The organism is Caldimonas sp. (assembly GCF_046289365.1).
In the GTDB taxonomy this organism is placed as follows: Bacteria; Pseudomonadota; Gammaproteobacteria; order Burkholderiales; family Burkholderiaceae_C; genus Caldimonas.
In genome coordinates this window covers 1-8,449 of record NZ_JBKBVU010000132.1, presented here as the reverse complement: position 1 = coordinate 8,449, position 8,449 = coordinate 1, and the positions used below count along the sequence as shown (strand labels likewise).

General features: G+C 70.1%; 7 protein-coding genes and 1 tRNA gene. 6 read left to right on the top strand and 2 right to left on the bottom strand.

What is annotated here, in order from left to right; translation table 11 throughout:
* Positions 1-29: 29 nt before the first annotated feature.
* A complete protein-coding gene (locus tag ACK42S_RS12655) occupies positions 30-443 on the top strand; it encodes a YchJ family protein (protein WP_409707947.1) in 414 nt (137 codons plus the stop codon).
* Here ACK42S_RS12655 and ACK42S_RS12650 read toward each other — a convergent pair.
* A complete protein-coding gene (locus ACK42S_RS12650; protein ID WP_409707944.1) occupies positions 419-2,986 on the bottom strand; it encodes a transporter substrate-binding domain-containing protein in 2,568 nt (855 codons plus the stop codon). The two genes, ACK42S_RS12655 and ACK42S_RS12650, sit on opposite strands and share 25 nt — an antisense overlap.
* Before the next feature lie 161 nt (positions 2,987-3,147).
* On the opposite strand from ACK42S_RS12650, the gene ACK42S_RS12645 reads away from it, so the two are divergent.
* The gene (locus ACK42S_RS12645; protein ID WP_409707941.1) at positions 3,148-3,918 is read left to right on the top strand and encodes a pseudouridine synthase; all 771 of its coding nucleotides are present in this window, start codon (positions 3,148-3,150) and stop codon (positions 3,916-3,918) included.
* 227 nt (positions 3,919-4,145) lie between these two features.
* Here ACK42S_RS12645 and ACK42S_RS12640 read toward each other — a convergent pair whose 3' ends face one another.
* On the bottom strand, positions 4,146-5,000 hold the full coding sequence (locus tag ACK42S_RS12640; RefSeq protein WP_409707938.1) for an alpha/beta hydrolase: 855 nt from the start codon (positions 4,998-5,000) through the stop codon (positions 4,146-4,148).
* A gap of 57 nt (positions 5,001-5,057) precedes the next feature.
* On the opposite strand from ACK42S_RS12640, the gene ACK42S_RS12635 reads away from it, so the two are divergent.
* From ACK42S_RS12635 to ACK42S_RS12620, 4 genes are all read left to right on the top strand, one after another.
* Complete coding sequence (locus ACK42S_RS12635) at positions 5,058-5,954, top strand: NAD(P)-dependent oxidoreductase (RefSeq protein ID WP_409707935.1); 897 nt, start codon at positions 5,058-5,060, stop codon at positions 5,952-5,954.
* A gap of 23 nt (positions 5,955-5,977) precedes the next feature.
* Positions 5,978-6,053 (top strand) — tRNA-Ala (locus ACK42S_RS12630).
* A gap of 330 nt (positions 6,054-6,383) precedes the next feature.
* Complete coding sequence (locus ACK42S_RS12625) at positions 6,384-7,571, top strand: DUF5666 domain-containing protein (protein ID WP_409707932.1); 1,188 nt, start codon at positions 6,384-6,386, stop codon at positions 7,569-7,571.
* A 109-nt stretch (positions 7,572-7,680) separates the two neighbouring features.
* Positions 7,681-8,449, top strand: a 769-nt coding sequence (locus ACK42S_RS12620) for a DUF6502 family protein (RefSeq protein ID WP_409707929.1), incomplete at its 3' end; no start/stop codon positions are given.

Below are 8,449 nucleotides of genomic sequence, written 5' to 3'. Positions count from 1 at the left end.
AGGTTACCAGCCCGCACCGCCCCACCGTGATGTCCTCCGACAAGCCCGCCACTTGCTCATCCCCCAAGGCCTGTCCCTGCGGCACCGGCCGCGCCTATGCCGATTGCTGCGGTCGCTGGCATGGCGGCCCGCAGCACCTGGGAGCCCCCGATGCCCAGGCCCTGATGCGATCCCGTTACAGCGCCTATGTGCTGGGGCTGCACGACTATCTGCTGGCCACCTGGCACCCCAGCACCCGACCGGCCGCGCTGGAACCCGACCCGCCGGGGCTGCGATGGCTGGGGCTGGAGGTCAAGCGCCATTGGCGCGACGACGACACCCACGAGCGCGTGGAGTTCGTGGCCCGCCACAAGCAAGGAGGGCGCGCGCAGCGCCTGCACGAACTCAGCCGCTTCGTGCGCGAGCAAGGGCGCTGGTACTACGTGGACGGCGACGTGGGCTGAGCGAACCCGGCCGGCGGCGGGCCGGACGCGCAGGCCTCGGGGCACCGGGCCTGTCGCAGTTCGAGCGAGACGGTGAAGACGCTGCCTCGCCCCGGCTGGCTGTCCACGCTCACCGAACCCCCCATCAGCGAGACCAGTTCGCGCACGATGGCCAGGCCCAGACCGGTGCTGCCCGGTCCGGTGCCGGGCGCCTGTGCAAAGCGCTCGAAGAGCCGGTCTTGCACGGCCGGGTCCACGCCCGGGCCCGTGTCGCTGACATGCATCACCAGGCGGCTGCGCTGCGGCCCGCACGCCTGCGGCGGCTCCAGGACGAGCGCCACCGAGCCCTCGCGCGTGAACTTGATCGCGTTGGACAGCAGGTTCGCCAGCACCTGGCGCAGGCGCAAGGGATCGAGCATCATCGGCTCGGCCCAGGCGTCCTCGCCCTGCAGGCGCAGTGCCAAGCCCTTGGCCTGCGCCGCGGGCCGGAATTCCTCGGCCAGTTCGCGCACCAGGGCGGCCGGTGCCACGGCGCTCTCATGCAGCGTGATCTTGTGGGCCTCGAGCTTGGCGGCATCGAGCAGGTTGTTGAGCAGCTCCACCAGACGATCGGCCGAACGGCTCATCGCCTCCACCAGCTGGGCGGCCTTCGGGCTCAGCGGCTCGGCGCGCAGCAGGCTCAGCCCGCCGGCGATGCCGGCCAGCGGTGTACGCACTTCGTGGCCCATCTCGGCCAGGAAGTCCGCCTTGGCCGCCGTGGCGGCGCGCGCTGCGTCCCGCTCGGCCTGGAGCTGGCGCTCCACCGCCTGCCGGGCTTGCACATGGGCCTGCAGCCGGCGGTTGAAGAGCAGGCCCAGCGTGAGCCCGAGAAGCAAGACGACCAGCAACGGCACCCCCACCCCCAGCACCTGGGACCAGCTCAGCCCGGCCCGGAACTCGGTGCGCAACCAGGTGTTGGCCAGCGCCGCGCGCTCGTTCTCGGGCACGGCATCGAGCCCGAGCCGCAGTGCCTCGGCCAGCTCGGGCCAGTCCTTGCGCACGGCGAAGTAGAGTTCGCTGGGCCGCCCCTCGACCGTGCCCGACACCTGGAGCTGGCCCAGGAAGCGCTGCTTGATCAGGGCGGCCGCCACCTCGAGGTTGGTGATCATCGCGTCGGCCTGGCCGCGCGCCACGGTCTGCATCGCCGTCTCGACCGTCTCGACCTCGAGCAGGCGCACGGCCGGGGCCTCGCGCTGGATCACCGGGATCAAGTAGTGCGCCCGGTCGATCGCCAGCGTGCGGCCGGCCAGCGAGGCCACGCTCGGCCAGCCGCCGTCGAGCCGGCTGACCAGCACCGAGGGCGCGGAGTAATAGGGCCCGACGAAATTCGCGAACTCCCGTCGCGGCCCGGTACGCACGACCGAGAGCATCACGTCCAGCCGCCGCTCGCGCAGGGCGTTGAGGCCCTGCTCGAACGTGCGCTGCGGCTCCAGGCGAAAGCGCAGGCCCGAAGCCTCGGCCGCACGCCGGAAAAGCTCGATCGCAAAGCCCACAGGTTCGCCGTCCTCGCCCAAGGCATTGATGGGGCCGAAGCCCTGGTCGAAGCCCACGCGCAGATCGCCCCGTGCGGCCAGGGCACGACGCAGCGAAGGGTCGATGGCTGGCGCCTGCTCGGGGGCCAGCGCCAGATAGCGCGGCTGCCAGGCCGCCACGAGCCGGTCCACCCAGGCCGGGTCGATGCTGCGCAAGGCAAGGTTCAGGGCCTCGTGCAGCGGGGCCGCACGCTGTGGCACCGCCAGGTGCAACTGGCCTTGGGCGAGATTCACCTGGCGCAGCACCTGCAGGTTGCCGATGCGCTCGACCTCGATCACCTGGTGGGCGGGCAGCAACGCGCCGAGATACACATCGGCTCGCTGCTCGGCCACGGCTTGCAGCGCCGCGCGCGTGTCCTCCACCTCGACCAGGCCGACATTGGGGAAGCGCGTCAGCAGGTACTCGTGGGCGGCATAGCCGCGCTCAACCGCCACACGGCGGCCTCCGAAGTCATGGCTCTCGGAGAAGTCGGTGGTGCCGCGCCGTCCGATGTAGGCCATTGGCAGACGCACATAGGCATCGGTGAAGAGCAGCTCGGCCTCACGCTGCGCCGAACGCGCCACCGACGGCAACAGGTCGATCTCTCCGGCCCGCGCGGCCGCCAGCACCGAGGGAAAGTCGTCGAAGGCGCGAAGCTGCACGGGCAGTTGCAGCATCGCGGCGAGCACATGGACGAGCTCGCCGGAGACGCCGGTGTAACGGCCCTCGGCATCGATCCAGTCGATGGGTCGCCAGTCGCGCACCACCCCCACCCGCAGCACCGCATGCTCGCGCTTCCAGGTGGCGAACGAAGGTGGCAGCGGCAAGGGGGCCAGCGCCTCGGGCTCGGGCAGCGCTCGCGTCTGCGCCGGGGCCTGCGCGGTCAGCAGGAGCAGGAGAATCAGCCAGGCGCAGCCCCACAGCAGACCGCGCCACCCCCAGCCCGCCCCCGGGTGCGATGGCGCCCGGGGGCATGTGTGATCCTCCAACGCCTTCAGCATCTGGCCGTGCATGCGGCTTCCCCTGTCCGTGATGGGTGCGGGCCGCAGAGGTCGTCCCGAACCGGTCCGCTGGGCTGGATTGTGCAGGCCGGGAACTCAGCCACCAAGCGAGCAGCCGAAGCCCGGCCGATGAACAGCCGTGGACTTTGTCACACACCGGCACAATCTGCCGCATGCCCACGCCCACCGCCTCACCGACCCTACTGTACCACGACGAGCACCTGGTGGCCATGAACAAACCTGCGGGGCTGCTGGTGCACCGCTCGGCGCTGGCCGCCGGCGAATCGCAGTTCGCGCTGCAATGGCTGCGCGACCATCTGGGCCGGGCGGTCTACCCCGTGCACCGGCTCGATCGCGGCACCTCCGGGGTGCTGTTGATGGCCCTGGACCCGGACACCGCCCGCGCCCTGGCCCGGCAGTTCGAGGCCCACGCCGTGCGCAAGACCTACCTCGCACTCGTGCGGGGCTGGCCGGCGGCCTGCGGCGAGGTGGACCACCCGCTGCGCCGCCTCGACGACGACGCCCCGCTCACGGACCGCGGCCGATCCACCGCGGCACAGCCGGCCCTGACGCGCTATTGGCGCCTGGCGCGGCTGGAATGCGCGAGCCCCCTGCCGCCGCATCCCACGGCGCGCTACGCCCTGATGGCCGTGGAGCCGCACACCGGGCGCCAGCACCAGATCCGCCGCCACTTCAAGCACCTGAGCCACCCGCTGATCGGCGACGCCACCTACGGCAAAGGCGATCACAACCGCTGGTGGGCCGCCCGCCTGGGGGTGGCGCGGCTGTGGCTGCATGCGGCCCGTCTGGCCCTCACCCACCCGGCCAGCGGCGAACCGCTGGCGCTGCACGCCCCTGCCGGGCCGCCCTGGCAGGCCCTGCTGGCCGAGCCCGGCTGGGAGGTGGAGCAGGCCCAGGCGCTGCGCGAGCTGCTTGGATGCTAGAGCCGGTCCGCGCCGCACAAGGTCTCGGGGGCGATACCGGTCTGTGCGGTGCAACTTGAGCAGCCCGTGCCCGTGACGGTCGACCCGATACTCGAAGAGATCCCACATCGCCCGCTTCACCCACGGCCCATCGGCCTCGTCGGGAAACCGCAGCGGCGGCTCGTGAGCCCCAACACAAGGCCCCCCAGTGTCCTCCCGGGCGCGACAACCGCCCGAAGGAGACTGCCTCACCCCAGACCGAGCAGGCCCAGCGCAAGCCCGTGCAGGCGCTCGCCAGGGCGGGCCAGCGTCTCGACCACGTTCAGGTGATGCGTGCCGGCGATGGCCTCGCACACCGGCACCGCCTGCTCGCCCCAACGCTCGCGGATCAAGCGGTTTTGACGCAGGAACTCCTCGCTCTCCTGCGCCCCCACGGTGGCCAGCAAGGGGCGATCCGGCGGTGGAAAGTACGCCGGACTCAGCCGGGCCACGTCCTGCGGCGTCAGGCGCAAATCGGCCTGCAGGAAAGGCGTGTGGCGAATCGGCTCCAAGTCGAACACCCCCGAGATCGACAGTCCGGCCTTCACCAGGTCGGCCGGCAGATCGGCAGCCACCTGCGGCCAGCGGCACGACAGCATCATCGCCGTCAAATGCCCCCCGGCAGAGTGGCCGGCCACCACGATGCGGCCCGGGTCACCGCCGTGGGCCGCGACGTGGCGCCAGGTCCAGGCCAGCGCGCGCACCATCTGCAGCGTGATCGTCTCGATCGTCACCGCGGGACACAAGGCATAGTTCGGCACCACTACACATGCGCCGGCCTCCACGAAGGCCGGTGCCACGAAGGAATGATCGGCCTTGTCCAGCGAACGCCACCAGCCGCCGTGGATGAACACCAGCACCGGGGCACCGGGCCGACGGGCCGGAAAGACGTCGAGCGTCTCGGCCGCGCTGGCACCATAGGCCAGGTCCAGCGCGGGCGAGAACCGCTCGCGCGCACATGCCGAGTCCTGCGCCCAACGGGCGAAGATCTGCGCATGCTCGGGAATGCGGGCGCGGTTGTTGTACTGCGCATCGAGCCACTGCGGGTCGTGGGTCCGGGTCATGCACATGCTCCTTGCAAGGGCTTGGTGGAGGGATCGCCGTCTTTCTATACTGGCTGATTGACTTGCACCAGAGGAACTGCCGCCATGAACATCACCGTGCTGGGCATCGGCATGATGGGCCTGCCCATGGCCCAGCGGCTGCGTGAGGCGGGCTTTGCCGTCACCGCCTGGAACCGCACCGTCGAGAAGGCCATGCGCCTGGCCGCACACGGCGCCCGCGTGGCCCATACGGCGGCCCAGGCCGTGCGCGAGGCCGACGTCGTCATCACCATGCTCGAAAACGGCGATGCCGTGCAGGCCGTGCTCTTCGGCCAGGGCGTGGCCCAGGTGCTCAAGCCCGGCACCCTGGTCATCGACATGAGCTCGATCAAGCCGGCCCAGGCCCGCGACCACGCCCGCCGGCTGGCCGAGCATGGCTGCGCCCACCTCGATGCGCCCGTCTCCGGCGGCACCGTGGGGGCGCAGGCCGGCACACTGGCCATCATGGTGGGAGGCGAGGCCGCCGACTTCGCGCGCGCGCAGCCCGTCTTCGCCCCACTGGGGCGGGCCACCCATGTGGGCCCTCATGGCGCCGGGCAATTGGCCAAGCTGGCCAACCAGATGATCGTGGGCATCACCATCGGCGCAGTGAGCGAGGCCCTGCTGCTGGCCGCCCGGGGCGGCGCCGACATGGCCCGGGTGCGCGAAGCCATCCGCGGCGGCTTTGCCGAAAGCCGCATCCTCGAAGTGCACGGCCAGCGCATGGTCGAGCGCGACTTCGCCAAGCGTGCCGCCATGAGCGTGCAGCTCAAGGATCTGCGCAACGCCCTGGACACTGCCGACGCCCTGGACTTCCAGGCCCCCATCACCAAGCTGTTCGCGCAGTTGTATGCCGACGGCGTGGACCACGGCCTGTCCGAGTACGACCACTCGGCCCTGTTCGTGGAGCTCGCGCGGCGCAATGGCATGAAATGATCTGCTAGAATATTGGGCTACACGGGCCGATAGCTCAGCTGGGAGAGCGCTGCGTTCGCAATGCAGAGGTCGGGAGTTCGATCCTCCTTCGGTCCACCACATTTCAGCGCCCAACCCCCTCCGGTTGGGCGTTTTGCTTTGAGCATCGCCACACCCGCAGGCCCACCCCATCGCCTTGCCCTGCGGCCGTCCCCCACTGCACACGCCAAGGCGCGGCCCGTGAATCTTCGCCCCCCGGGGCTCTTATGCCCCCCACGGGAGCCCGGCCCGGCTTCGGGCGGCCGGGCGCCGGCGGCCAAGACGATTGCTCAGGCGCAATACCTGCTTACAAAAATCTCTTGAAATGTGCATGTTGCACATTTATGCTCGTCTCCGTGAGACCTGCCCGGGGTGTGCCCGGTTCTTTGATCCACGCTTTCGGAGACTTCCATGTCCATTGCTCCTTCCAAGCGCTGGCTGCCCTCGCTGGGCAGCGCTCTGGTGGCCGTCTCGGCCCTGTTGACTGCCTGCGGTGGCGGCGGCTCGGGCCAGGAGGTGGCGGCCACGTCCTACACCCAAGGCCAGATCACTGGCTACGGCTCTATCGTCGTCAATGGCGTGCGCTTCGATGACCGCAGCGCCGTCGTGCTCGACGATGAGGACCGCGAGGGGCGTCGCGCCGATCTGAAAATCGGCATGTGGGTGGAGATCGAGGGCGATGACGTCGATCGCGATCGCGGTGTGGGCCGCGCTCTGCGGGTGCGCTGGGCCAATGAGTTCGTCGGTCCGGTCAGCTCGGTGGACTTGAGCAGCAGCACCTTCGTGCTGTTCGGCCAGACGATCGAAGTGCGGCCCCAGACCCAGTTTGAGGACTTGCCGCAGGGCCTGGCCAGCCTGGCCCCCGGCGCTGTCGTCGAGGTGCACGGCTACTTCAACGCCGCCGCCGGCCGCTACGTGGCCACCCGCGTCGAGGCCGAAGACGATGCCGAGTTCTACAAGCTGCGCGGCATTGTCAGCGCCCTGGACACCACGGCGCGCACCTTCCGGCTGGGCTCCGAAACCATCTATTACGGCGAGGTCTCGGACTTGCCCCCCAACCTGGCCGACGGTCTGCGCGTGCGCGTGAGGCTGCGCACCGAGAAGAACACGGCCGACCAGTGGGTGGCCGTGAGCGTCAAGCATGGGGTGCGCCGTCCTACGCTGGATCGGGTGGAGTCTGAGATCGAAGGCGTGGTGGACACCTGCACCTCCAACACCTCTTTCAGCGTCAACGGCATTCCGGTGGATGCCAGCACCGCCCTCTTGCGCGATGGTTTCGTCACTTGCGGCGACGAGGTGGAGGTCAAAGGCCAGATCGAAGCGGGCGTGATGAAGGCCGCGGTGGTCAAAAAGGAGGACGGTGACGACGATGACGAGCGCCATGAACTGCACGGCACGGTCGTCTCGGTGGACACCGCCACAGAGACCTTCGTGCTGCGCCACGAAGTGCACGGCGACATCACCGTCTCCTATGACCACATCCTGCGCTTTGAGGACGGCACGCTGGCCGATCTGATCCCCGGCGCCAAGGTCGAGGTGCGTGGCCGCTTCATGCTCGGCGGCGTGCTGCAAGCTGTGCGCGTGGAGTTCGAGGACTGATGGCGCATCGCGGTAGTAGGTAGTAGACCGCACGCGGCCCGCCGGGCGGGGTGTCGAAAAGGCGCCCCGCCCATTTGCCGCAGAATCCGGGCAGTCCCCCCCTGCCGCCATGACCCACGAACCGCCCCCCAACAACACCCAAGCGCCCGAGCAGCAGGCGCTGTTGGAGGCGCTGTCGGCCGTGCTGGAGCCTCTGGCCCGGCTGGCAGTGGCGCGGGGGGTGCCCTATTCCGCTTTCGAAGAACTGGCCAAGTCCGCCTTCGTGCGGGCCGCCCATGCCGCCCACCCGGACCTGCCGGAACACCGGCGTGTCAGCCGCATCAGCACGACCACCGGCCTGTCGCGCCGGGAGGTCACCCGCATCGTGCAGCCCCCCGAACGACCGGCCCCGCCCCGCTCGCACGCCAGCGAGGTGTTCGCCCGCTGGATGACCGACCCCGACTACCGGGACGGGCGCGGCCGCCCGCTCGCGCTGCCACGCCAAGGCCAGGCGCCCAGCTTCGAATCGCTGGCGCATTCGGTCACCCGGGACGTGCATCCGCGCAGCCTGCTCGAAGAACTGGTGCGGCTGGGCATGGCGACGCTGGACGAGGCGCGCGACACCGTGCACCTGAGTCGCGAGGCCTTCGTGCCCCGCGGCGACACCGCCCGGATGCTGCGCTTCCTGGGCGACAACGTGGGCGACCATCTTTCAGGGGCGGTGGCCAACCTGCTGGGCAGCGGCTCGCAGCATTTCGATCAGGCCTTGTTCGCCGAAGGGCTGTCGGACGCCTCGATCCAGGCCTTCCGTGAGCTGGTCCAGACGCAATGGCAGACGCTGCGCCAGGCCATGGTGCCGGCCTTGCAGGCGCTGATCGACGCCGACCGCGACGCAGGCC